Origin of the sequence: Nitrosospira briensis, from assembly GCF_900115125.1 — a bacterium.
Classification (GTDB): Bacteria; Pseudomonadota; Gammaproteobacteria; order Burkholderiales; family Nitrosomonadaceae; genus Nitrosospira; species Nitrosospira briensis_A.
Genome location: NZ_FOVJ01000001.1, coordinates 72,058 through 96,227, shown reverse-complemented (window position 1 = coordinate 96,227; position 24,170 = coordinate 72,058). Strand labels below are relative to the sequence as shown.

The 24,170-nt window shown below is 54.5% G+C and carries 24 protein-coding genes and 1 pseudogene; 15 read left to right on the top strand and 10 right to left on the bottom strand.

The genetic code is table 11. The features are described from left to right. Nucleotides 1-77 precede the first annotated feature (77 nt). The 4 genes and pseudogenes from BMZ14_RS00460 to BMZ14_RS15205 all read left to right on the top strand — a co-directional run bounded on the left by BMZ14_RS00460 (nucleotide 78) and on the right by BMZ14_RS15205 (nucleotide 1,746). On the top strand, nucleotides 78-395 hold the full coding sequence (locus BMZ14_RS00460; protein ID WP_305728838.1) for a type II toxin-antitoxin system RelE/ParE family toxin: 318 nt from the start codon (nucleotides 78-80) through the stop codon (nucleotides 393-395). Nucleotides 396-415: 20 nt separating this feature from the next. Next, nucleotides 416-724: pseudogene (locus BMZ14_RS00455) on the top strand (HigA family addiction module antitoxin); the annotation flags it as partial. Nucleotides 725-860: 136 nt separating this feature from the next. Continuing rightward, complete coding sequence (locus BMZ14_RS00450) at nucleotides 861-1,565, top strand: hypothetical protein (protein WP_074793539.1); 705 nt, start codon at nucleotides 861-863, stop codon at nucleotides 1,563-1,565. A gap of 73 nt (nucleotides 1,566-1,638) precedes the next feature. Continuing rightward, nucleotides 1,639-1,746 carry an antirestriction protein ArdA gene (locus tag BMZ14_RS15205; protein WP_143071845.1) on the top strand — a complete coding sequence of 36 codons (108 nt, stop codon included), beginning with the start codon at nucleotides 1,639-1,641 and terminating at the stop codon, nucleotides 1,744-1,746. Between the two features lie 10 nt (nucleotides 1,747-1,756). On the opposite strand, the gene BMZ14_RS00445 is transcribed toward BMZ14_RS15205, so the two are convergent. From BMZ14_RS00445 to BMZ14_RS14950, 3 genes are read right to left on the bottom strand one after another with little or no spacing between them, the layout of a single operon-like run. Beyond that, nucleotides 1,757-3,055: a relaxase/mobilization nuclease domain-containing protein gene (locus BMZ14_RS00445; RefSeq protein ID WP_074793537.1), complete on the bottom strand. Its 1,299-nt coding sequence runs from the start codon at nucleotides 3,053-3,055 to the stop codon at nucleotides 1,757-1,759. Further along, complete coding sequence (locus tag BMZ14_RS00440) at nucleotides 3,052-3,522, bottom strand: hypothetical protein (protein WP_218144948.1); 471 nt, start codon at nucleotides 3,520-3,522, stop codon at nucleotides 3,052-3,054. The genes BMZ14_RS00445 and BMZ14_RS00440 overlap by 4 nt, the downstream gene beginning before the upstream one ends. 27 nt (nucleotides 3,523-3,549) lie before the next feature. Beyond that, entirely contained in the window at nucleotides 3,550-3,759 is a 210-nt protein-coding gene (locus BMZ14_RS14950; protein ID WP_177186881.1) for a hypothetical protein, read from the bottom strand. Nucleotides 3,760-4,164: 405 nt separating this feature from the next. Here BMZ14_RS14950 and BMZ14_RS00430 point away from each other — a divergent pair, with 405 nt between their 5' ends. From BMZ14_RS00430 to BMZ14_RS00415, 4 genes are all read left to right on the top strand, one after another. Continuing rightward, on the top strand, nucleotides 4,165-4,674 hold the full coding sequence (locus BMZ14_RS00430) for a pyridoxamine 5'-phosphate oxidase family protein (RefSeq protein ID WP_074793533.1): 510 nt from the start codon (nucleotides 4,165-4,167) through the stop codon (nucleotides 4,672-4,674). A gap of 634 nt (nucleotides 4,675-5,308) precedes the next feature. Continuing rightward, nucleotides 5,309-7,015 carry a tyrosinase family protein gene (locus BMZ14_RS00425; RefSeq protein WP_074793531.1) on the top strand — a complete coding sequence of 569 codons (1,707 nt, stop codon included), beginning with the start codon at nucleotides 5,309-5,311 and terminating at the stop codon, nucleotides 7,013-7,015. After that, nucleotides 7,012-7,458 carry a hypothetical protein gene (locus tag BMZ14_RS00420; RefSeq protein ID WP_074793529.1) on the top strand — a complete coding sequence of 149 codons (447 nt, stop codon included), beginning with the start codon at nucleotides 7,012-7,014 and terminating at the stop codon, nucleotides 7,456-7,458. Before BMZ14_RS00425 ends, BMZ14_RS00420 begins: the two co-directional genes overlap by 4 nt. A gap of 57 nt (nucleotides 7,459-7,515) precedes the next feature. Next, complete coding sequence (locus BMZ14_RS00415; protein ID WP_074793528.1) at nucleotides 7,516-9,495, top strand: multicopper oxidase family protein; 1,980 nt, start codon at nucleotides 7,516-7,518, stop codon at nucleotides 9,493-9,495. 95 nt (nucleotides 9,496-9,590) lie between these two features. On the opposite strand, the gene BMZ14_RS00410 is transcribed toward BMZ14_RS00415, so the two are convergent. After that, nucleotides 9,591-10,382, bottom strand: coding sequence for a dienelactone hydrolase family protein (locus BMZ14_RS00410; protein ID WP_074793527.1), 792 nt, complete (start codon nucleotides 10,380-10,382; stop codon nucleotides 9,591-9,593). Nucleotides 10,383-10,542: 160 nt separating this feature from the next. On the opposite strand from BMZ14_RS00410, the gene BMZ14_RS00405 reads away from it, so the two are divergent. The 5 genes from BMZ14_RS00405 (at nucleotide 10,543) to BMZ14_RS00385 (ending at nucleotide 16,213) form a co-directional block, all read left to right on the top strand. After that, on the top strand, nucleotides 10,543-11,499 hold the full coding sequence (locus tag BMZ14_RS00405; protein WP_074793526.1) for an acetyltransferase: 957 nt from the start codon (nucleotides 10,543-10,545) through the stop codon (nucleotides 11,497-11,499). A gap of 120 nt (nucleotides 11,500-11,619) precedes the next feature. Beyond that, nucleotides 11,620-13,245 (top strand): bifunctional aminoglycoside phosphotransferase/ATP-binding protein, encoded by a 1,626-nt coding sequence (locus BMZ14_RS00400; protein ID WP_083396559.1) that lies wholly within the window; start codon nucleotides 11,620-11,622, stop codon nucleotides 13,243-13,245. A gap of 228 nt (nucleotides 13,246-13,473) precedes the next feature. Then, a complete protein-coding gene (locus BMZ14_RS00395) occupies nucleotides 13,474-14,196 on the top strand; it encodes a cysteine peptidase family C39 domain-containing protein (protein ID WP_074793524.1) in 723 nt (240 codons plus the stop codon). Further along, a complete protein-coding gene (locus BMZ14_RS00390; RefSeq protein ID WP_074793522.1) occupies nucleotides 14,193-15,431 on the top strand; it encodes a carboxylate-amine ligase in 1,239 nt (412 codons plus the stop codon). The genes BMZ14_RS00395 and BMZ14_RS00390 overlap by 4 nt, the downstream gene beginning before the upstream one ends. Before the next feature lie 68 nt (nucleotides 15,432-15,499). Next, nucleotides 15,500-16,213 carry an N-formylglutamate amidohydrolase gene (locus BMZ14_RS00385; protein ID WP_256208270.1) on the top strand — a complete coding sequence of 238 codons (714 nt, stop codon included), beginning with the start codon at nucleotides 15,500-15,502 and terminating at the stop codon, nucleotides 16,211-16,213. A 31-nt stretch (nucleotides 16,214-16,244) separates the two neighbouring features. Here the strand turns inward: BMZ14_RS00385 and BMZ14_RS00380 are convergent, their stop codons facing one another. The 6 genes from BMZ14_RS00380 to BMZ14_RS00355 all read right to left on the bottom strand — a co-directional run bounded on the left by BMZ14_RS00380 (nucleotide 16,245) and on the right by BMZ14_RS00355 (nucleotide 21,258). Beyond that, nucleotides 16,245-17,609: a nicotinate phosphoribosyltransferase gene (locus BMZ14_RS00380; RefSeq protein ID WP_074793518.1), complete on the bottom strand. Its 1,365-nt coding sequence runs from the start codon at nucleotides 17,607-17,609 to the stop codon at nucleotides 16,245-16,247. Beyond that, entirely contained in the window at nucleotides 17,606-18,187 is a 582-nt protein-coding gene (locus BMZ14_RS00375; protein WP_074793516.1) for an isochorismatase family protein, read from the bottom strand. The genes BMZ14_RS00380 and BMZ14_RS00375 overlap by 4 nt, the downstream gene beginning before the upstream one ends. Nucleotides 18,188-18,241: 54 nt before the next feature. After that, the gene (locus tag BMZ14_RS00370) at nucleotides 18,242-18,814 is read right to left on the bottom strand and encodes an HPF/RaiA family ribosome-associated protein (RefSeq protein WP_074793514.1); all 573 of its coding nucleotides are present in this window, start codon (nucleotides 18,812-18,814) and stop codon (nucleotides 18,242-18,244) included. A gap of 133 nt (nucleotides 18,815-18,947) precedes the next feature. Next, nucleotides 18,948-19,382, bottom strand: a complete 435-nt coding sequence (locus BMZ14_RS00365) for a universal stress protein (RefSeq protein ID WP_074793512.1) — start codon at nucleotides 19,380-19,382, stop codon at nucleotides 18,948-18,950. 30 nt (nucleotides 19,383-19,412) lie between these two features. Beyond that, on the bottom strand, nucleotides 19,413-20,840 hold the full coding sequence (locus BMZ14_RS00360; RefSeq protein WP_074793510.1) for an RtcB family protein: 1,428 nt from the start codon (nucleotides 20,838-20,840) through the stop codon (nucleotides 19,413-19,415). Between the two features lies 1 nt (nucleotide 20,841). After that, complete coding sequence (locus tag BMZ14_RS00355; RefSeq protein WP_074793508.1) at nucleotides 20,842-21,258, bottom strand: archease; 417 nt, start codon at nucleotides 21,256-21,258, stop codon at nucleotides 20,842-20,844. A 240-nt stretch (nucleotides 21,259-21,498) separates the two neighbouring features. Here BMZ14_RS00355 and polX point away from each other — a divergent pair, with 240 nt between their 5' ends. After that, a complete protein-coding gene (polX, locus tag BMZ14_RS00350; protein ID WP_083396558.1) occupies nucleotides 21,499-23,292 on the top strand; it encodes a DNA polymerase/3'-5' exonuclease PolX in 1,794 nt (597 codons plus the stop codon). Nucleotides 23,293-23,422: 130 nt separating this feature from the next. After that, nucleotides 23,423-24,055: a phosphoribosyltransferase gene (locus BMZ14_RS00345; RefSeq protein ID WP_074793506.1), complete on the top strand. Its 633-nt coding sequence runs from the start codon at nucleotides 23,423-23,425 to the stop codon at nucleotides 24,053-24,055. Nucleotides 24,056-24,170: the final 115 nt, after the last annotated feature.

Genomic DNA, 24,170 nt, shown 5'->3' with positions numbered 1-24,170 from the left:
AAAATAGTCAAGGTCCAGTTAGTAGGCAATGCGTCCGGTAATCATTATCCCTTTATTTTATCTACTTCATTCAAATATTGACGATTGACGTAACACGTCAATATGCGGTACGGTTAAGAATAATAAAGAGTTTTAAATGCCGGAAAACAGAGCGCATTTTTGAAGGCCAGCATGTTGCGGCATTTTCCGGCTTTAGACGTCAGGCGGAGAAGCGCCTTAGAATACTTGATGCTGCCGATACACTTGAAGCGCTGGCTGCTTTACCCAGTAACCGCTTTGAGCACTTATCCGGTGACAGGGCGGGACAGTGCAGCATTCGCGTCAATCAACAATGGCGTGTATATTTTACGTGGGACGAAGGTGCGAATGATGTGGAAATTGTGGATTATCACTAAGTGGATATAGAGAAAGGAAACAGAACATGACGAGAGAAGCTATTCACCCCGGCGAATTTCTTGCTGATGAATTGGAAGAAATTGGTATGACGCGAACAGAGCTTGCGCGTCAAATCGACGTGCCTGCAAACCGTATCTCGCAGCTTATTCGTGGCAAACGAGACTTGACAGCGGATACAGCTCTACGGTTGGGACGGTTCTTCGGCACCGGCGCGGAATTGTGGTTGAACCTGCAAAAAACCTACGAGCTTGATAAGGCGAGAACAGAACTGGGTATAAAAATCCAGAAAATCAATCCGTGGAAACCCCACGAAGAAGTACATATTTGATATTCGGTGTTTATTCTTAAGTGATAACCGTTCTGTTTTTGCGATTTTTATATTTAAAAGGGGAAATCTTGCGCCTGCTGCAACCGCAACCCATATCGCTTCACCACGCTACTATAATTTATAAGATATCTGAGCCATGACAAACGACGAACTTATCGGTGGTTTAGAGCAACTCAAAAATCTACTGATCTCAGTCGCTACAGGTGGCCCTCGCATCAATGACGTTGAGCACCGATATCAGCAGACTTTCTTAGTAGTAGCGGCTGAGCTAGCGAGTAGGCGTATTGAGAATCCAATAACTTTTGGCAGCTTATGGGATTGGTATGGTCGTTGGAGCAGCGGTGATTTGCCCACCTATCAATCACGTCGAGACTTCATTGGTGAATTGGTCAATTCAGTCATCAATCTCATACGCACTGGACGGCAGGATCTCCCGCCACCTACAAGGTGGCAGCGCGTAGATCGTTGTGTAGGAGAGCTTCGGGATCGCCTCGCTTCGTCAAGCACCGAAGAGCAATTCCAGACCGTAGGTCTTCTTGGTCGCGAAGCTTTAATCTCGCTGGGTCAAGTCGTCTTTGATCCTACGCGCCATCCATCCACTGATGGGGTACAACCAAGCCCAACGGACGGTAAACGAATGCTTGAAGCATTTATTGCCACCGAGCTGGCCGGTGGAGCTTATGAAGAGGGGCGCCGACACGCCAAGTCTGCTCTCGAATTCGCTGTCGCGTTACAGCACCGGCGCACGGCTACTTTTCGTGACGCGGCGATGTGCGCGGAGGCAACCACAGCAGTAGTTAATCTTATTGCAATTGTGGCTGGCCGGCGAGATCCTAAGTAGGACGCTCGTTAATAATTCGTTCATGCGGACGCAGCTGCTTTGGGGTATTGCCTAATTTACGTCGTTGCTCTCCATGCTCTATATCAACTATGAATGCATGGGCCGGGATATGGAGATGAGCAGCGATATTGTCACACCGGAAACCGGTTTCGAGACGGTGCATGTATTCTGGAGTCGTTAATGCCCAAACGCTAGCGCGTCCAGTCAGGGCCGCGCTGGTGAGGTTGCGGGCGGTCCCGGTTCTGCTCTTGACGCTGTATTTCTAGCTGCTCAATGCGCTGATCGCGCATGGCTTGATATTGCGATCTATCGCGTTCCAACGTATCCAGCCGATATGATTTAAGCGCTTCCAGCCGCTCGATGCGCGATTGCAGGGTACGGCGTGTGTCTAACTGCTGAAAGATAAGCGCGTCGCGTTCCTGCTGCTGTCGCATCTTGAGTTGCCATGCGTCTAGTTCATTACGTTCTTCGATTTGCTTGCGTCTTCCCGTGAGACGGTCAAACAGGCCGCGCATGCCTTGGTTGAAATTGCTTCGCCATTCCTGTTGTTTGTCCTGCCAGTAGGAGTGCTGGGTTTCGGTTAATTTTTGCCGTTCAGTCTGATTCTCGCGTACTAAAGTTTGCCGCTTTTCTTCCAGCTCAGTTCGGCGGGTTGCAAATACAGTCATTTGTTCTTGGGAGAGCGTTTCCAGCCGGGCCGTCATATCTTTGGCTATCTGAGTTCTGGCTTCTTCGACCGATGGCAGGTTTCTTTCATCGGTAAGACGGGTGCGCACTTCCTTCGTTTTGATTCCACCCCATTTGGACACGGCAAACACTTCGCCCCGATGGTCCACCGCGACAAAGCCGCGCCGGTCGCCACGGGCCAGCATATAACCATGCTCTTTCAGCCCATGGGCAAAAGCGTTCTGTGTCTTACCGAGCGACCAGCATTCCTGAAACACCGCTTTAATCTGCTTCGGGTCTTTGCCAATGCGCTTGGCCTGTTGCCATTCCGCCAACGTAAAGTTAAGCGGATCGCGGGCATGAGAATGCTTAAGTCCTTCTAGCATGGTCCAGCCATGCTCTAGAAACAGTTCACGGGATAATTCGATTAATCTTCGTTTGGAGAAAGAAAGCTGTACCGCTTTCATTTCATCCAGCTTGATTCGTGACCACACCGCATGGCAATGCCTGCGCCCATTCTTTTCATGAAAAACGATGGCGCGGGGCTGATCGTTCAGTCCGAGTTTTTCTTCGGCCCGCTCAATGGCCTTTTCAAATGTTTTGGTCGAAACATTCTCATGCTTGGGGGGATTGAGACTCAAGGAGAATAAAAACTGCTTGCAGCGCGTTGCACGGCTGATTGCGTAGGCTTCATTGAGCGCGGCCATGAGATTGTTTGAGGCAAACCCGCGCACTTCATGAACTTCCACATGCTCATTTTCTTCCTTGAGCAAGTGCAAGGCCAAATCCTTGGCTCCGCCGCGCTGGTTGCCAACAAGGATCATTCATCTTCCACGGGTGCTACACCTAGCGCTGTGATCAATAGCACGCGTATGGCCTGGATTTCCGCGCATGCCTGTACAATCTCACGTTCCGTCTCGGGGGTTACATCCAGTGTTCCTATATTGGCCGCTTTGGCGAACTGGTTGATATTGGAGGCCAGCCGCGACCGACCGAATTCGCCTAATACCAGAGCCAGTAAGGCGGTGTCCGGTGCAGGTTTCTTCACTTTACTGCGCTTCTCAGTCTGTTCGCCGAGCAAGCGGTCACGAATATATGACCCTAGCGGTCGATTTCCCGCCAGTTCATCCAGACGCTTACGTTCCTCGACGGTAAGGCGCAGGGAAAACGGAGGGGTAGAACGCCGTTTCGATTTCTTGGGGAAAGATGCGGCAGAGTCGAGAATGCCCGAGCTACGGATTGAAGATCGCTGGAGCCGCTCATGGTGACGGCTCCTAATAATACGAAACATTAGTCTTGAGATAGTCGTTCCATTCCTCTAGAATTTCCAGAATGCGGTTCGAAGTTTCGCACTCTCTCCGCCAACTGTTGCAAGAATTTCTGCATGACAAAGGCCATTTTCACCACGAAGGTCTCTCCCGTCTATGACGATCTTCCTGAGGTCCGATAACGCCGAGAAATATTCAAGGGCTAGTACATTTCCCCAATCAAATTGCCCGGCTTGACAATTTGCCCGATTCTTCACCATTGAGAGCTCCTTCTTTTTTGCCCAGGACCAAGGTACATTCAGGGACGTCCAGTTCATTCTGTGCCATGCGCTTCGCATTACTGCACCTACTTTTTGCTTTTTGCCCCTGAGTGGGCTTATGTTTCGTTCTCAGATACTCATCGAGATGTAACGGCCCCGTCCCTGCTTAAAGCATCTTCCGCAAATCTCCTTCGACGTATAGCGTATCTGGAGCATCCACGGCTTTTGGTCTATATTTTAAAACAAGACGTGAGATAGCCAGGGCAAGGCGATTCCAGATCACGATTTTGCCAGGCAGTTCTTTACGCCGGCTTGAAAGGAATGACGAAACTGGTATACAAGTGATCCATCCTGAAGAAAGCATGAAAAATCTGAACTCAAACGCCTCAGTATGAAGGAGCTACCATGAAAATCGATGAACAACACGATGCCGCGTTGGCTAAAGTGGCGGAAATGGTGGACGATGCCAAATTCGCGATGCTGACTACCATCGCAAAAGATGGGTCTTTGCAGAGCCGTCCTATGGCAACGATGCAACTCGACAGTGAAGGCAATCTCTGGTTTTTTACGTCACTGTCATCGCTAAAAATTGCGGAAGCGCAGGCAGATCAGCACGTCAACCTTTCCTATGCTCGTACAGATAAACAGGACTATCTTTCCTTATCCGGCACTGCTGAACTGGTGCGCGATAAGGAGAAAATGCACACCTTATGGTCGCCCTGGATCAAGCCCTGGTTTCCAGAGGGGCTAGACGATCCGGACCTCGCGTTACTCAAAGTCAGTATCACCGCAGCAGAATATTGGGACGCGCCAAATAGCGCAATGGGACGTGCATACGGACTTGTCAAAGCGATCGCGACGGGAGATAAAGATGCCCTGGGGGAGCATCAGAAATTAGATGTGAAAGGGGAATAAGCCGGACCGGGCTCGCCAGTTCATGGACACACTGCACGCCATTGGCTTGCATAATCCTGTCCGTTTCTCTCGCGCCCTCCGAACCGGAGATGCTTGCCCATGTCGGTAACTGCCAATTAGTTCCGTTACCAATAATTTGTGGCAACGTATCTTCCTGCAACACCTCTTCCGCTACCTATATATGAGGCAATTCGGGCTTGTGCTGGTCTTGATAGGTGGCACACAACATCATGCGAAGATACGTACTCGATCTTATATGATGCTCGCATTTCGGCGCCAGAGTAAACCCGACCGTCATTATTGAGAACGGCTAACGCCACCGAGACTGACGGCTTGCGACTTCATCCAGTCGGGTGCTGCCGGACCATCTTCGAATACCTCCGCACCAAAAGCATGCTTCATGTAGTCGTACCTGTAAGATTTTACAGCTATCCCGAAATCCTGTTTGATTATCTAATTGCGTGCCCTTCGTCTTCCTGATATGGCTTGCACGAAGGGATAAAAATAATCCACCAGTCAGATAGATAGTGCTCCTGCAATCCCTGTCCCTTCCTGATCACCTACCCGAATCAAATCAAGCCGCACTCGACGCAATGCTCGATAAATAATCAATAACCATAACGAGGTTTATTCCATGCAAGCCAAGAAATTGCATTCATCATCCATGTCCCGCCGCACATTTTTAAAAGCGACGGCTGCCGTTGCTACTGCCGCGGGTGCAGCCACCCTTCCATTTGGTCAAACATATGCACAGGGAACTACGAAGTACCGGCGCCTGAACCTTTTAAATCCGGAGGCAAAGCGAACCATCAATAGCTACAAAAAGGCGATTCACGTCATGCTCAGGCTCCCGCCGGAAGATCCGCGCAACTGGTATCGCATTGCTTTAACGCACACGATGGACTGCCCACACGGCAACTGGTGGTTTCTGGTTTGGCATCGCGGCTATATAGGATGGTTTGAGCAAATCTGCCGGGAACTCAGCGGCGACCCGAGTTTTGCGCTTCCTTACTGGGATTGGACCGAAAATACGGACCCCAAAAATCCGTTTCAGCCGGGTGTTCCCGACGTCATGTTCGAGGATGTGCTCACACCGGCTCATCCTGCCTATATTGGACAATCCAGCGAATTCCAGGCCCGGTTCCGCGAGGTTATCGCGAGGGCGAGCTACTGGAAACGAATTTATACGGACGGTCAATTTGACGACAAGACGCAATATGGTCAGCTCCTCGCTCGCGGGGTCCGATCTCCCGATGATCTCTGGTTCGATATTCTGGATGACCCGAGAGGCCTGTTCTTTTTCGACCAAGCCCATGCTCGCGGCTTGACGAGAGAGAAGCCTGGATTTGATGAGAAAACGACAAAGGCCGTTTCGCTGCAAACACTGCTGGCTGCACTTTCGCCACGGGATTTCACGACTTTCAACAGTCCGAAAACGATGGGGCATAGTGGTTTAACCGGGTTCGGCGTACTGGAAGGCCAACCGCACAACAGGGTCCACAATTGTGTTGGGGGTATCTTTACCGACGAAAAGGGCAGGACCACTGACAGCGGCGGTTTCATGCAAGCCAACCTGTCGCCTGTCGACCCTCTCTTTTTCCTGCATCACGCTAACATTGACCGGCTTTGGGACGTGTGGACCCGCAAGCAGCAGGCGCTTGGATACCCGGTGCTGCCGGAAGGTTCGGATTACAAGGCATGGTCAGATGAACCATTCCTGTTCTTTGTCGATTCAAAAGGGCAGCCGGTAACCAAAAGGACGGCCGGCGACTATGCAACGATAGGAGATTTCAACTACAGTTACCAGCCCGGATCAGGCGAGCAAATTATTCCGCAAGGGCTGGCCATCGCTGCTGCCAAGGCGGCCGCGTCAGCCCGGATCGAGCATTTCAACGCGCAAATCACTGATTCGACCGCGAGCGCGGGAGATGGGGCCAGCGGCGAGGTGACAATTCCACCTGCGCTTCTCCAGGCACGATCACGACTGGACGAGCCAATACTGTTTGCGAAGGTTACGGTCGCCCTGCCTCCACTGGGGCATGGCCATGATTTTGCTGTGCTAGTAAACGCGCCGGACAATGCGACGATCGATCCATCAAGTCCGCATTATGCGGGCACTCTCTCGATGTTCGGTCATCACATCGTGCACGCACCCGTCACATTCACGGTACCCCTCTCCGGAGCGCTTGCCGCGATTCGTGAGGGTAATCAGCTAAAAGCAGGCGCGCCACTGAATATCCAAGTTGTTCCGGAAAAGATGGCAATGCCTGGAGTACTGACTGCAACGCGCGATGTGGAAACAAGAGCCGAAGTTCTTTCCATCGTAGTGGAGTCGCATTGATCGGGAAGATCATATGCGGATTGCGCGGATTACGGTCGAACCTTGCCGCAGTGGTTGCCATACTGATGTGTTCCACTCTGTGCATGAGCAGCGCGATTGCAGAGGATGAAGCCCGAAAGGATCTGATCGAATTGCCGATCAGGCGCCCACCCGCCGATGGGGAAGCAGTTTGGGTTCAGATTCGCGCAGGCGTGCTTCCGCACGGGGCGGAGATCAGGGTCAGCACTCCTGATGGCGTACTGCTCGGTACCGTATCGTCTTTCCCCGCGCTACGTGGACAAGAAGCGGCTGTTACTCACACCATCCCTCTTCCCCAGAACATCATCACACGCAGACACGTGCGGTTGCGCCTGGAAGTCGAAGCGCCAGGCAAGCGTGCTCGTGCGCCGCAACCCCGAGAGATTGAAAGCATCAACTTGATTTATGTACCTATTAGCGACTGAGCACGACCGAGTCCGTAACAATTTCACGTATGCACGTTGGTCCAATTGGAGAATTTCATGTCCCTGGTAATTCGTATCCTTCCCGCCTTTGCGCTGTCTACAATCGCATTATTCTCCTTTACACCCACTGCGAAGGCCCAGCTGGAGCATTCCCGGACGGTGGAAAACCCCCCTTTGCTTGACGTCATCCGTCAAGCCCAGCCGCGCTCCATACTCAAGGGTGTGCCTGCGCCGGCAATCGAAACAGCGTTGAACTTGAACGTCACCTATACCAATGGCAAAATCTGGAATCCGGCAGAGCAACGCTACGACGCGGTGAAGCTGCGCAGCTATCAGGGTAAGGGAGTCAACCCAGACACTCCCTACGTGTCGCCTACCATCTCAATCTTTCCTGGTGAGACTATCCAGATGACGTTGAATAACAAACTCCCGCCGGATCCAACTTGCTCGACGAAGATTGAGAACGTTAATACACCGCACTGCTTCAACGGGACAAATCTGCACACCCACGGCCTATGGGTAAATCCCGCCGGAAATGGCGACAACGTGCTGATCTCCATCAATCCCGGCGTCAGCTTCCAGTACGAATACAAAGTGCCGTCGGACCATCCCGCGGGAACATTCTGGTATCACACGCACCGCCATGGATCCACCGCATTGCAAGTGGCGAGCGGCATGGCCGGGGCGCTGATCATCCGCGGTACGCGCTTCCCGACGCAGACTGCCAACGGTGATATTGATACGCTGCTCACCTCCACTGAAGCCCAGCCTTTCACCGAGCGTCTACTGGTCATGCAGCAAATCCAGTACGCCTGCCGGGATGCCCGGGGAAAGATCAAGACGAACCCCGACGGCAGCTATAGATGCGATCCCGGCGATGTCGGGGGCGTCGAGGGCTACGACCAGTTCGGCCCCGGATCGTGGCCCGATTCCGGCCGGTATACAAGCATTAACGGGCAGGTTCTCCCTGTATTCAAAGGTGCCAAAACCGGGCAGATTGAACGCTGGCGAGTGATTCATGGCGGGGTTCGCGATACCGTCAACCTGAGATTTCGCAAACTTAAGGAAGGTAGCCGCAGTTCGGCCCGCTTAACGGCAGCCCAACACGACGCGTACGTGAAAGAGAATTGTACCGGCCCGGCATTGCCGCAATACCTGATCGCAGCGGATGGCCTGACTACAAAAGCCGTGATCAAGACGGATGTCACCGTATATCAGCCAGCCTACCGGTGGGACACCTTGATGGTGTTTCCGCAATCCGGTGTTTACTGTGTGGTTGATGACGCCGCTCCGGCATCTGCAAGTGTTGAACAGACTGCGCCGTCCCGCCAACTGCTGGGTTTCGTCCGCGTCGATCAGGGCCGCCCCGTTCCCGGCGATATTACCCGCTACCTGACGTCTGAACTCGTTTCCGCGTCCAGGCTTAATATGCCGGGTCAGATTCAGGGCAAGGTGGAGAGCGACCTGCGCGATGGTTTGAAGCTTACCAAGTTCGTGCCGCATGCTGACATCAAGGATAACGAGGTCACCGGCACGCAGGAAATGACGTTCAACATCGATGTCAACCAAAGTCCGACGCAATTCCAGGTGAACGGCAAACCCTACGATCCCGGTAGAATCGATCGTGTACTCAAACTGGGCGGGGTGGATGAATGGACGCTGAAGTCAGATTTCGTCAGCCATCCCTTCCATATCCACATCAACCCGTTCCAGATTGTCAAGATACTGGATCCCAACGGGAAAGACGTCAGTGCCGCGGACGCCGTGGATTCGATGGATACAACAGATGGAATTCCCGATCCGCAATACCGCGCGTTAAAGGGCGTGTGGAAGGATACAATATGGGTAAAGAACCTTGTTCCCCCCGGCAGTCCGCCGGGCCAGTATACCGTAGTCGTGCGCACCCGTTATCAACGCTATATTGGTGACTTTGTACTACACTGCCACATCCTGGACCATGAGGATCAGGGAATGATGCAAAATGTCCGCATCGCCTTGCCAGATGGTGCGGGGAATGCAAGCCTGAGTCATCACTAGGCATCGCGTCCGGTGGTGACGCAACGTCATCTCGGGCGCCCATACACGAGGCAGCTAAATAAAAAAAAGAAGATCTGCGCAGATCTACTCGCGCGTCAATTTGACTGGAATACATCAGACAGAAACCGCTTGGTCTCTTCCCAAGAGGCCTTGTCAGCCGCGGCGTCGTAAACGAGCGGCAGGTTGAACCTCCGGCCGTATTCATCTGCGGCGGGGTTGGTAAAACTATGCTTTGCACCCGCGAAAGTTACCACCTTGTAATTCACTCCGGCCTCTTCCATTTCCTCCTTGAAAGCCGCTACCTGCTCTGCGGGAATCATGGGGTCGGCCGTGCCGGTAAAAGAAATAATCTTCGCCCTCACTTTGCCGCGCTGCGCAGGATGTTCTGTTGCCAAGCCTCCATGAAAGCTGGCCACACCTTTCAAATCCTCGCCCAGCCGGGCCATTTCCAGAGCCATGCTTCCGCCGAAGCAATAGCCTACCGCGGCAATATTCCTGGCATCGACATTTTGCTGTTGCTTAAGGTATTTCATTGCTGATTCAAAACGTGCTTTGGCAAGTGATAAATTCTCTTTCAGTTCGCCGGAGTATTTTGCGGCCTCATCCGGATGGTGAGCATGCTTACCCTCGCCAAACATATCCAGCGCCAGCGCTGTGTAGCCCAATTCGGCCAGCATTCTCGCACGCTTTCGCGCATATTCGTCGTGACCCCACCATTCATGCACCACCAGCACGCCAGGACGCTTATCATGGATCGCGTCGTCGTACGCGATATAACCCTTTAATACCGTGCCATTGTCCGTGTAGGTAATTTCCTCACCTTCCACTACAGCTTGTGCGAGGGAACTGATGAAAAACAACGCAGTGACTGAAACAAGATTTTTCATGAGTAATTTGTCGTTCGGGTGGTTAGTCGATTTTTCCTTGTTTCAAGTGTAGCTGATTGGGATGGTTTGCGGAGATGAAGGAATCGGCACGGTATAATTATTCATATGCCTGATTTAAATACTGAGGCTGTCCCTCGATAATTTTCGCGAACAGACAAATATGAGCCGCTATTATGTATTCAACGGCGATGCGGACGGGTTATGCGCTTTGCATCAGCTTCGGCTGGCCGATCCGTCACCGGCGGAACTTGTCACGGGGGTCAAGCGCGATATCAAGTTGCTTGACAGGGTGCAGGCTGGAGCAGGCGACTGCGTAACCGTACTCGACGTTTCGCTGAATAGTAACCGCCAGGAACTCATGCGATTACTGGATGCGGGAGCAAATGTCGAATATTTTGATCATCATTATGCCGGCGAGATACCTCATCACCATAATCTTGCGGCGCATATCGATGTATCTGCCGAAGTGTGCACCAGTATCCTGGTCGACCGGCACCTCCAGGGAAAGTACCGCTTATGGGCTATCGTTGCCGCGTTTGGCGACAACCTCGGGCCAAGTGCTCGCACCCTGGCGGAAGCGGTAGAACTAGCCGAAGCACAAATAGAAAAATTGGCGCAATTGGGCGAATACCTGAACTACAACGGTTACGGAGAAACAGTAGAAGATTTGCATTTTCATCCGGCTGAGCTGTACGGCGAAATAAAACCCTATCCTGACCCATTCGTTTTTATCGCCGAGTCGGCCGCCTTTGCCCGGCTTGCGGCAGGATTTCGCGATGATATTGTTATGGTCGATTCGCTGTGTCCCTTGCTGGACGGTATTCACTACGCCGCCTATTTGCTACCGGATGCGTCTTGGGCCAGGCGGGTAAGCGGTGTCTTTGCAAACAGACTTGCCAACGACAACCCATGTCGCGCTCATGCGGTGATTACACACAGCGGGCATGGAGATTACTCGGTCAGCGTGCGCGCGTCGAAGGCGAATCCGCAAGGGGCGGATTCGCTTTGCATGAAGTTCGAGACGGGAGGCGGCCGTAAGGCGGCGGCGGGAATCAATCGACTGCCAACAGGCTCTCTAGACCGATTTCTCGCCTTATTCGCGGAACAGTTTGGCTGAAGGCGAGGCTGGTGGGGGGAGTTGGGCACACTCCGCGATCACATAGAATACAGCCAAACCTCAATTGGATATCCCCCGTAAACCCGTGGTCGTCTCATTCTTGTTTCCCTGGAAAGGTACATGGAAAATCAATCCGAGCAATCGAAGCCGCCTACTGACGAGCTAAAAGAAGGAGATGTTCAGAGCAGGCTGATCGGCGCCCTCATGGATCGCCGCCGCTATCCTCACGCAGTCAAGACCGTTCGGGTAGTCGAAACACACATTTCGTGGGTGCTGCTTGCGGGCCGCTACGCATACAAGATAAAGAAATCGGTGGATCTGGGCTTCCTGAATTTTACCGGTTTGGCATCGCGCCGGCATTACTGCGATGAAGAGATCCGGCTTAACCGCCGGCTCGCGCCGCAGATATACCTCGGTGTCATTCCGATTGGCGGAACGCCGGAAATGCCCGAATTCAATGCGACGCCTGCAATCGAATATGCGGTCAGGATGAGGCGTTTCCCCGCTTCGAGCCAACTGGATCGGCTGGCGACACGTCGTGAAATTTTACCCCGGCATATAGATAGTCTGGCTGAGACAATCGCAGATTTCCATAGCAGTCTGCCTTCAACGGAAGCGGGATCCGCCTTCGGTTCCACCGCTGCCATCCGTTCAGCGGTATTTCAAAGTTTTGACCGTTTGCAAGCCGTGCTGACCGATGGCGAAAGCGAGCGCCGCGTGATTGCATTGCGGCGCGCCTGCGAGACCGAATATGCCAGCTGCAAGGAGCGTTTTGCGCAGCGCCGCGAGCAGGGCTGGGTACGCGAATGCCACGGCGATCTGCATCTTGGCAATATTGCGCTCATTGAAGGAAAGCCGGTTCCCTTCGATGGTATCGAATTCGACCCTGCGCTGCGCTGGGTCGACGTGATGAGTGAGGTAGCCTTTACCGTCATGGACCTGCTGTACTACAGGCACTCTCAACTTGCCTACCGTTTCCTGAATGTCTATCTGCAAGCGACAGGTGATTACAATGGCGTGCCCCTGCTGCGTTTCTATATAGCGTATCGTGCCGTCGTTCGCGCCATGGTCAGCGCCATCCGCGCCGAGCAGATGAGCTTGCCGGAACATGCCAAGGCGAAGGCAATAGCGGACTGCCGCGATTTTCTTGTCCTGGCCGCGGAGCGCCTCGGGCAGTATCGTCCCGCACTGATCATCACTTATGGCTTGCCGGGCTCGGGCAAGACTACTTTTGCGCAGACGGCACTGGAACGGCTCCAGGCGATACGCATCCGCTCCGATGTCGAGCGCAAACGCCTGTTCGGACTGGCTCCGCTGGCGGACAGCGACTCGCATGCCGGCAATATTTACGATGCAAACGCAACGCGCCGCACCTATTCGCAACTCCATAAGCTGTCGCGAAACCTGCTCGCCACGGGCACAACGGTGATCGTGGATGCTGCCTTCCTCAAACAGGATGAGCGGGAACGGTTTCGCCAGCTCGCACATGAGATGACGGTGCCGTTTGTCATCGTGGCCATGAGAGTCGCCACCACTATATTACGCGCGCGCATCACGCAGCGGCAGAGTGAGTCAAACGATGCATCTGAAGCTGATCTTGCGGTGCTGGAACTGTTGCAGGCAAAACAGGAAGCGCTATCGCCGGTGGAGCAGGCCCGGACGGTAGAGTTCGCCAATGAAGAAGCTGGTATCGAGGCTGACGTGAGCGGTTGGAAAAAGCTGAATCACCTGCTGTCCTCATCGTGATAAAGGGCACATTTCATCGGATCCAATTTCGATGCAACCTGACGATGCAGGACGAAACGAAGCAGCGCCGCCATAGCTTGTTCGCCTCTAGCCGCAGAGGAGAATCCTCAGCCGGATTCCTTTCAAGCCGTCACCGTGATAACCTTTATCCTACCTGCCGCCCTTTCCGGTTTTCCAGTTGTTGCTCCCGAGCCGCGCTGATTCAAAGGCTCCAAACCATTAATTGACATGCTCCGGACAAAATTACGCTTGCCAGTCAAGACACTGCCGCAACCGGATGAAACGACCTGCGGACCCACGTGCCTGCATACCATTTACAGTTACTGGGGAAAGACTGAGCGGCTGGAGAGCATCATTGCCCGTACCCGTAAACTGGAAAACAGCGGCGGCACCTTTGCCGTTTTTCTGGCGTGCGATGCTCTTCGCAACGGTTTCCAGGCAACTATCTATACATACAACCTCAACGTATTCGACCCCACCTGGTTCGCTGCCGGAGTGGATATTGCTGATAGGCTGAGGCAGCAGCGCGAGTTAAAAAGAGAGCTCAGGCTCCAGCACGCGACCGATGGTTACCTTGAATTTCTGCGCCTGGGCGGGCAGTTGCGCCTGACCGATCTCTCGCAAGCGCTCATCCACGGTCTCTTGCGGCGCGGCTTGCCTATCCTGACCGGGCTGAGTTCCACCTTTCTCTATCGGGCCGCGCGGGAGTATGGGCCGGATGATATACCCGATGATGTACGAGGCATTCCGGCCGGGCATTTCGTCGTCATCGCGGGCTATAACCGAGAGAAGCGCACCGTGCTGGTCGCCGACCCCTATGGGCCATACCAGGAGTATTGGATCAATATCGATCGGGTTCTGGGCGCTGTACTGCTGGGCATTGTGACGCATGACGCCAATTTGCTGGTCATCCATTCACGCCTGCGGGCGAATGAGCAGGCCGAGGCATGATGGATGCGCTGCATGCCTTCTCCGTCTTCGGCGTCGAGCTGGAGTATATGATTGTCGACCGCGAGTCCCTTTCGATTTTGCCTGTTGCCGACGAGTTGCTGCACAGGCTTTCGGGAACGCAAGCTTCCGAAATCAGGCACGGTACGCTGGCATGGTCCAACGAGCTGGCACTGCATCTGCTCGAGCTTAAAAATGTGACCCCCACACGCGAAGTGGAATCTCTCCCGGCTGCTTTTCAGAACGAGATTCAACAAATCAACCATCTGCTCGAATCCATGAATGGAATGCTCATGCCCACCGGTATGCACCCGTGGATGAATCCTGCCGCTGAAACTCGGCTGTGGCCGCACAAGGATGCGGATATTTATCTTGCGTACGATCGGATATTCAATTGCAAGCAACATGGCTGGGCTAATTTGCAAAGCATGCACCTCAACCTGCCGTTCGCCGATGATTACGAATTCGAGCGGTTACACGCCGCCGTCCGGCTGCTGCTACCCATCCTGCCCGCGTTGGCGGCAAGTTCGCCAATCTCCGAAGGTAACAATACGGGTTTCATGAATTTTCGCATGGAGAACTACCGTACTCACCAGATCCGGGTGCCGTCGACGATAGGCCGGGTAATCCCTGAAACGGTTACCAGCCGCGCCGGATACGAAGCAGAGATTCTGTCGCCGATGTACCGGGACATTGCGGTACTTGATGAGAAGGGGATTCTGCAGCATGAATGGCTTAATGTCCGCGGCGCGGTGCCGCGCTTTGACCGCAATGCGATCGAAATACGTGTGATTGATACACAGGAATGCCCGCAGGCAAACCTTGCCATCGCCGCTGTTACCATTGATGCCGTACGCGCGCTCTACGATGAAACATACGCGCCGCTTGCGGAGCAGCAGGCAATGAGCACGGACGAACTGGCAACGATCATGCATGCCTGCATCTGTGATGCCGAGCAGGCCATAATAGAAAATGCAGAGTATTTGCGGCTGTTGGGCCTTCCTGCAGGCCGTTGTGAGGGGCGTGATCTGTGGCGGCATTTGATCGGAGCAGCGATGCGGAGCCAGCCAGAGCAGCGGGGAATGCGGCAGAACGAACTCCGGATTATCCTGGAGCACGGCCCGCTCGCCCGCCGCATTCTGCGTGCTCTCGGTTCAGACTTTAGCAGGGGGCAACTGAGAAGCGTGTACCGGGAGCTATGCGATTGCCTGGAAGAAGGAAGGATGTTTCAGGGATAAGCCCAAACATTTATTGAAAGCTAATTGCTTATATGCAGGAACAGGAAGCGTCGACTGATAACGGAGCCGTGACTGGTATCACCGATTATTTGGTTACCTGCGAGCACGGCGGCAACCGCATTCCACAACGCTACCGTCAATTCTTTGGCGGCTTTGACTCTTTGCTGCACAGCCATCGCGGCTACGACCTGGGCGCCCTGAACATGGCAAACGAGCTTGCGGCGACACTTCGCGCCCCCCTGTTTGCCTGTACCACAAGCCGTCTGCTGATCGACCTCAATCGCCCTGTCGGCCATCCGCGGCTTTATTCAAAAGCTACGCGTCATCTGCCGCTCACAATGCGTCGCGAGATTCTGGAGCGCTATTACCTCCCTGTTCGCAATACCGCCGAGGCCTACATTGCCGAAGCAGTTCGAAGCGGAAAAAAAATAATTCACTTCTCATCACATAGTTTTACACCGGAGCTCGACGGCCAGGTCCGCAACGCCGATATCGGCCTGCTCTATGATCCGTCGCGCCCCCTGGAGCGGGACTTGTGCAACCGCTGGCGAGCGAACCTGAAAGCGCAGGCGCCCTGCCTCGCTGTCCGCCGCAACTATCCCTACCTGGGCAAGGCGAATGGTTTCGCTGCGTGTTTGCGACGCCGGTTTCCGGCTGATGCCTACATTGGAATAGAGCTGGAGATTAACCAGAAGCACTTTCTCAAGGGTGGCCGGCAATGGGAAGCGTTGCGCAGTTCGGTGTGTGAAGCGCTAAAGAAAGCGATTAGCGTATACAGCTGAAGGTGCGGCGTAAAGCTCGTCATCATAAGGCTCATAAGGTTTGAGTTAGATGTGAAAATGCGCCAGAATCCTCGTCCAGCTGTTTGGCTAACGCTCGCAACGACGGGGAAATTTCCACGGGGTAAGCATGCGCCGCTTCAAGAGCGGTCATTTGCGACGGCAGCCGGGCATAGTTCGCCAGCGTCCGTCGGCGCATTTCATCGAGACCGACATTTCCGTTAATACGCTCGCCAGCCACCATAACGGGGATGACCAGCGGCTCCCCGTCATAAGAATTGTCTTCCTCCAGCGTGACAACGTCGCGCATCATGCAACCGTCGGCGCTATCGTATTTGCGATATACCTGCTTTCTTCCCGGCCACGTTACCTTTCCTTCCGAGCGTTTGCGACGGGCCTTGCCGGCGTATTCCTGCAGCTTGTAGGCACAATCCAGCGAAGGCGCATCGCTGGAGACATCCAATGCGGTCCCGATACCAAAGCCGTCTATAGGCGCGCCGGATGCCAACAACGCGTGCAGCCGGTATTCATCCAGGTTCCCGCTAGCAAAAATGAAGGTGTTTTCCAGCCCGCCCTCATCCAGTATCTTGCGTACCTGCCGGGCATGCATCGCCAGATCGCCGCTATCCAGCCTTACGCCCTTGATGCCGATTCCATCCGCGCCGAGTTTGGGAGCGAGTGCCACCACCTTGTCTGCGGCTGCCTCCGTATCATAGGTATCGATCAGCAGTATCACGTTGTCAGGGTGACAACGCGCAAAGTGTTCAAAGGCTGTGGTCTCGTCTTCGTGGGCCTGAATATAGGAGTGAGCTGTCGTGCCAAACAGTGCAATCCCATACAGTGCTCCGGCCAGTACCGTGGCAGTACCGGAAAATCCCGCGAGATAGCTCGCACGTGCCGCAAGTAGCCCGGCTTCCGCGCCATGCGCGCGGCGCATGCCGAAATCCACCAGCAACTTGTCCGGCGCCGCCAGCACGGAACGGGCAGCCTTGGATGCGATCAAGGTTTCGAAGTGCAGCAGATTCATCATACGGGATTCGATAAGCTGGGCTTGCGGTAGTGCGGCGGTTATCCGCAGGATAGGCTCATCCGGAAAAAATATCGTGCCTTCCGGCATGGCATGAACGTCGCCGGTAAAACGAAATTCCTCAAGGTAGGCGATAAGAGTGGACGGGAAACGCGGGGCAAGCCAGGCCAGCTCCTCGGGAGAAAACCTCAGGTTCTCAAGAAAATTGAGCGCTTGTTCCAGCCCGGCCGCAATCATGAAATTTCGCCCCGGCGGAAGCTTGCGAACAAAAAGCTCGAACACCGCGGTTTCTTCCATGCCCTGCTCGAGGTAGCTCTGCAACATCATAAACTGATAATTATCCGTCATCAGAGGACTGGAAAGCGGATTCATGCGCCCAGCACTTCAAAATGAATGGAGATCGCACCAAGTTGCGTCATCTCGGTTAGCGCGCCACCATGATTCGCACTCGTATCCATCGCGCGTACCGCATCCTCGAGCACGACGGTTGCATAGTGATGCCGCAGGGCCTCCTTTACGGTATTGAGCACGCAATACTCTGCCGCAACGCCGCCGATAAACACGCGTCGGCTACCGGATGACTGGAGTAAGGCGTTGAGTGGAGTTTCCGTAAAGCCGGAATAAGCGTCGTTTTCAGGATTCGTAGCCTTGGAAATGATGTGGGTACCGGGGGGGAGTTCAAGGCTGCCAGGAAATGCCGCACCCGGGGTGCCGGCGACGCAATGCGGAGGCCACGGCCCCCCTTGCTGTGCAAAAGAGCAGTGGTCCGGCGGATGCCAATCGCGAGTAGCGAAAATCGGCAGGCCATGGGTATGAAAAAGTGTTAAATACCGGTTGAGTACCGGAATGATCTTGTCACCGTCAGGCACTGCAAGACTGCCGCCTGGCATGAAATCGTTCTGCACATCCACAAGGATCAGCGCATCCCCCGGAGCGAGATCAAGCTTCATCCCAACCTCGCATTATTCATCCGTGGTCTGGCTCGATCCAGGACGGCAGACTTGTCACTCCTTATCTGTTTCTTCTTCGAAGTTTTCAATGTGATGTTTGCCGGTACTCACACGCTTTGCCTGAAAGCCCTCGCTGGCGATATCTTCCAGGAACTGCACCTCGCTACCTGCCGCCAGTTGATCAAAATTATTGCTGGCAAGATTTTCGCGATGAAAGTAGAGCTCCTGCCCGTCGGGTGTCTCGATAAAACCGTACCCTTCATCTTCAACCAACCGCGCCACCCTGCCGCGCAACACTGGCGCGTGTGCCTTTACGTCGCCACGCTGGCGGCGCCCGTAATCTTCCAGCTGGCGCTTGGCGGCACCAAAAGCGTCGCGTAGTGCAACGTACACATCCTCATGCGGCTCCCGGTTCACCACAAGTTCCTTGCCCGGCACCGTTATGTCGAGGCGCACATTGAATACGCGCCCTTGATGTTTGTGCTTGTGTGGAACCTCGACTACGACGCGGCACCCCATGATGTGGGGATAAAACGTTTCAAGCTTTTCCGCTTTTTGCCGAATATGGCCCTCCAGTGCTTCAGAATGGGGAACATCGCGTGTAGTGATTTGCAGTTGCAGTTTCATTTTTATGTCCTCTCAATGATTCATATGTGCAGCTCGCCGAGGGAGAAGCTGGGCAGGATGACTTCATGGTCGAAATCGTATGTATTCGTGGATCCTTATTCCTGTGCGCGGGATCTGATTTTCGGGTCCAAGCTCACCGAATCAATAACACCGGTATCTGAGCGGTGCGCACTACCCCCTCCGCAACACTGCCAAATAAAACGCGGCTGAAACCGGTGCGGCCGTGGGTACCGATTACGATCAGGTCGGCTTGCCATTGCCTGGCCTCCTCCACGATCGCACTCGCGATTCGCGCGCCCCCTGCTTCAAGCAGCTTTACTTCCGCTGCCGTTCCTGACTGCTGCGCCACCATCCTGGTTTGTTCCAACAGTTTTTTGCCGGCACTCGCCATTGCATCCTTCATTTCCGCGTAATTGATATAACTACTGGCTTCCATGAGGCGAACGTCGCCCAGAACATGCACCAACTCCAACCGCCCGCTTTGCTGCTGCGCAAGCCGGAGCGCTTCCTGCAGCGCTCGCTCGGATGTTGGACTACCGTCAACAGGAACCAGAATACGTTGATACATTGTCATCTTCCATAAGTTATTCCCTATCCCCTATCCCTTAACGCACACTTTTGGCCGGAGGAAAGCAACTCGTCGCGCGAGCCCCGCTTGTTCCGTCGCTTCCGCTACGAGATCGACATCCTTGTATGCGCCTGGTGCTTCCTCCGCCACGCCCCTCATCGAGCGTGTGCGAATCAGTATGCCCTGCTGCGCCAGCTCATCCACGAGTGCGCGGCCCTTCCAGCGCGCCAAGGCCTGATGCCGACTCATGGCCCGGCCTGCGCCGTGGCTGGCCGAGGCGAATGCCCGATTTCCACTGGAGCCCGCAAGAATGTATGAGCCTGTGCCCATGCTGCCACCGATGACGACCGGCTGGCCTACCTTGCGATAGCGCTCCGGTAGCGCGGGGTGCCCCGGACCGAAGGCGCGCGTTGCGCCTTTACGGTGCACATGGAGCAACCTGGGCTTGCCGTCCACTTCGTGCGTTTCGGCCTTGCAGGTATTGTGCGAAACATCGAACAATGTTTCAAACTCCGCATCACGAAAGATTTTCTCGCAAGCAACCCGTGTCAGGTGAGTGAGTATCTGGCGGTTGGCGAGTGCGCAGTTGATTGCTGCGTTCATGGCGCCGATATATTGCTGCCCCTCGGGAGATTTAATCGGTGCACAGGCCAATTCCCGGTCGGGCAAGCGGATGCCGAGCCGGCTGGCGGCCTTCGCCAGTATGAGCATGTACTCCGTGCCGATTTGGTGCCCGAGCCCGCGCGAACCACAATGTATCGAAATAAGGATCTGGCCTTCATGCAATCCAAAAGCCAGGGCGGCGGCAGCATCGTAAATGCGTTCCACCATTTGAACTTCAAGGTAATGGTTTCCCGAGCCCAGCGTACCCATTTCGCCGCGCTGGCGCTTTTTAGCCAGTTCTGACACGTTATCCGGCACAGCGTCCGCAACACGGCCATGTTCTTCAATATATTCAAGGTCCGCAGTATTGCCATAGCCATGCTTTACCGCCCAGTTCGCGCCCTCCTGCAGTATTTGATCAATTTGGGTGAGATTCACCTTGATCTCGCCTTCTTCCCCTACGCCAGCCGGAATTGCATGGAACAGCGTGTCCGCGAGCTCATTGAAGCGCGGCGCTGCATCCTGCAAACTGAGATTGCTGCGCAGGCAACGTATGCCGCAGGAAATATCGAAGCCGACACCGCCCACCGAAATCACGCCGCCCTGCCCGGCATCGAAGGCCGCAACGCCCCCGATAGGAAAGCCGTAACCCCAATGTGCATCCGGCATTGTCATTGACGCGCCGACTACGCCCGGCAGAAAAGCAACATTGGCGGCTTGTTCCAGTACCTTGTCGTCCATGCTGACCAGCAAAGGCGCCGTGCCGTAGAGCAACACTTCCGCGCGTTTCTCGGCGGTTGCACGCGGCAGGGTCCAAAGGCAGGGTTCCAGTTGGTGTAACTGCTGCAGATTCATGTCACACGTCCACTATGCAACGCGCCTCCCACATTGCCCCCGTTTGTTTCACTGAAAGCATGGTAAGGGTTGCGCCTTTTACTTCGACCCCGCGCTCCAGGCCAGCGCGCCACTTCTCACCCAGCGCTTCGGCGTTCCATCGGGCGCCGTTGCGCTGCATCCGGAAACGGCTGAAAACCATGCCGAGTTCACGGGATTTCCCCAGTAACAGGTTCAACCACGTCACCATGGCCAACTCCACGTCAGCCTCTTCGAATGCTATCGTTACCGCAGTCTTTGGCTGCACCGCATCCAATTTTGTGACAATCCCGAATACAGCCTGTGCCGCCGCCTCAAATGCCTGCTCTACGGTTGCACCGCGCCCTATGATGCCGATATCCGCGTCGTGTTCAAAGTATGTTGGAGATTGGGTCGGCATAGATAATTCCTTGAAAATCACTTGTTCTTTTGCTCTCGCGACGCCCGCCGTTACCCTTGATCTAAAACATGCCCCATAAATAGCTATAGAAGAACCCTTCAGCCGTGTCAAGTTTAATCACACCGGTTATGCTGTTTCTGGCCCAGCCGGATTCTCTGGCTATACTACACTTTGAACTCGGAAAATACTTTCTGCCGAGTTGCCAAGGACTGAAAAGATCAAACCAGGGAATATCACCCCATGCCGAGCCATAATGCCGACATCGCTGCCATTTTCGAAAAGATTGCCGATCTGCTTGAGATCGAGGGCGCGAATCCATTCCGTATACGCGCCTACCGTAACGCGGCGCGCATCATAGGCGAACTTTCTGTAGAAGCATACGCGTTGATGGAAAAGGAAGAGGATCTGACAGGTATACCTGGTATCGGTCGCGATCTTTCAGCCAAAATCAAGGAAATCGTGACTACCAATCGGTGCAGTTTATTGGACCGCCTGCGTACGGAACTTCCTCCCGCCGTCACTGAGCTTCTTAAAGTTCCCGGTCTTGGTCCCAAGCGGGTAAGACATCTCTACCACGATCTGGATGTGCAAACCGTCGAGCAACTCTATTGCGCTGCACGTGACGGCCGCATTCGCGCTCTACCCGGTTTTGGCGAAAAGACCGAGCTCAACATTCTGCAGGCTGTGGAAGCACATGCCGATCAGGTAAGCCGCTTCAAGCTGGCGGTAGCGGCCCAATACGCCGAAGCCTTACGATCCTACCTGGTAGCGGCGCCGGGGGTAATGAAGGTAACTGTCGCGGGCAGTTACCGACGCATGCGCGAGACCGTCGGGGACCTCGATATCGTGATAACGGCAGCAGAGCCTCGTCCCGTTATGCAGTATTTCATCAGTTATGACGAGGTTGCCGAGATACTGGCCGCGGGGGGCACACGCGCGAGCGTCATCCTCACATGCGGCTTGCAGGTCGACTTGCGAGTCGTAGCGGAAGAAAGTTATGGCGCCGCCCTTCACTACTTTACAGGCTCCAAGTCGCACAATATCGCCGTCCGGTATATTGCTCAGAAACGGGGATTGAAAATCAACGAATATGGCGTGTACCGCGATGGAGCCCGCATTGCCGGCGAAAGCGAGGAATCGGTTTACCGTGCTGTGGGCCTGTCTTACATCCCCCCGGAGTTGCGCGAAAATCGGGGGGAGATCGTATTGGCGCGTGCCAAACGGCTACCGCAACTGGTTGAGCTTGGGGACTTGCGAGGCGATCTCCATGCCCATACCAAAGCGACCGATGGGCACAACACCCTGCGTGAGATGGCGCTTGCAGCCAAACGCCACGGTTGGGAATATCTCGCCATTACCGACCATTCACGCCAACTTGCCGTTGCACGTGGTCTCGATCCGCTGCGGCTGGCGCGTCAATGCGAGGAAATCGATGCGCTTAACGAAGAGCTGGAAGGGATTATCTTGCTGAAAGGAATAGAGGTAGATATTCTGGAGGACGGCAGCCTGGACCTGCCGGATCATGTCCTGGCAAAACTCGACCTGGTTGTAGGGGCGGTGCACAGCAAGTTCGAGCTTTCACGCGCAAGACAGACGGAACGTATCCTGCGAGCCATGCAGCATCCCAATTTCACTATCCTGGCGCATCCCGGCGGGCGGCTCATCCAGCAACGTCCGCCATGCGACATCGACATGGCGCGCGTTATTCGTGAAGCGGGGCGCCGTGGCTGTTTTCTCGAACTCAACGCCCAACCGGAACGTCTTGACTTGCTCGATACCTACTGCCAGATGGCCAGGGAGGAAGGGGTGCTGGTCAGTGTCAATTCGGATGCGCACAGTACTTTCGACTTCGACAACCTGCGCTTTGGCATAGGGCAAGCACGTCGGGGTTGGCTGGAAAAGAAAAATATACTCAATACCCGCTCGCTCGGCGAACTTCAAATACTTATTAACCGCACCATGGAGAGACCAGCAAGGCTACGGCACCGCGATGAGCAAAATAATCATGATTCATTGGCTCCACGCGCGCGATAGTGCTCAATATCAAGATGCACGCAATCAAGATAGATGCGAAAAACAAGTACCCGAATTCCAAGGTACACCTCGGTTTTTAACTTTGTCCTGCTTGCGCCGCCTCGGCAGATGGACGTAACCGGAGATAGCCATGATTTTTGAAAATCGCGTTGCCGCGGCCAGACAACTTGCCGCAGCTCTCTCTGAATATCGCAACCAACATCCGCTGGTTCTTGCAATTCCAAGGGGGGCGGTGCCGATGGCGAAAGTGATTGCCGACGAACTGAACGGCGAATTGGATGTGGTGCTTGTGCACAAGGTGGGCGCACCAGGCAATCCCGAGTTCGCCATCGGTGCGGTGGACGAAAGCGGATGGGTTTATCTGGCGGATTACGCCCATGAAACGGGCGCGAGCGAGCAATACATCAAGAATGAAGCTTCCACTCAACTTGCGGCAATACGGCGGCGGCGCGCGCAATACACTCCCATCCGGCAACCCATCGATCCGGCAGGACGCGTGGTCATTGTGACCGATGATGGGCTGGCGACCGGTTCAACCATGCTCGCGGCGTTGCATGCGCTCAGGGCCAGGAATCCGTCTGAACTGATCTGCGCCGTGCCGGTGGCGCCGCCCGACACGCTGGAAAAAGTGCGAAGCAACGCGGATCGTGTCGTTTGTCTCTCGACACCCATCAACTTTCAGGCGGTCGCGCAGTTTTACATGGAGTTCCCGCAGGTGACGGACGAAGAGGTTATCGCCACGCTTTCCGCCACTTCTGGTTAGTGCGTGCGCTCTGCGGACTGCGAGGATCATTACAAAATGGCCAGCATGTAAATCGAATATTGACTTTTCCGCGGCGAGACCTAAACTGAAGCATATTGTCCGTCGTCGCTATAGT